Below are 414 nucleotides of genomic sequence, written 5' to 3'. Positions count from 1 at the left end.
GTGCCCAGCGTCAGCACGATGACGGTGCCCCGGCGGTCGCGGCCCGCGCCGAACTCCATCTCGGCCACGCCCGCCGCGTCCGCGTCGTTGAGCAAGGTCACCGCGAGCCCGCCCAGCCGCTCGCTGAACAGGGCACGCGCGTCCTTGTCGATCCAGCTCTTGTCGACGTTCGCCGCCGTACGGATCGTGGAGCCGCCGGTGACGACCCCGGGGAATGTCACGCCGATCGGTCCCGTCCACCCGAAGTGACCGACGACCTCCTTCACCCCGTCGGCCACCAGGTCGGGTGTCGCCGGGTGCGGGGTGAGCACCTTGAAGCGCTCCTCCACCAGGACGCCCCGCTCCAGGTCCACGGGAGCGCCCTTGATTCCGGATCCACCGATGTCCACGCCGAAGATCTGCATGGGCACCACG

1 protein-coding gene is annotated in these 414 nt (G+C 70.5%); it reads right to left on the bottom strand.

The window, feature by feature from the left end:
* Positions 1-404: ROK family protein (locus tag ADL25_RS16790; RefSeq protein ID WP_159044942.1), on the bottom strand; the 404-nt coding region annotated here is incomplete at its 3' end.
* Positions 405-414 lie beyond the last annotated feature (10 nt).

Source organism: Streptomyces sp. NRRL F-5122 (assembly GCF_001507435.1).
GTDB lineage: Bacteria > Actinomycetota > Actinomycetes > Streptomycetales > Streptomycetaceae > Streptomyces > Streptomyces lannensis.
The sequence above is the reverse complement of the archived record's forward strand: the minus strand, read 5'-3'. Positions and strand labels throughout refer to the sequence as shown.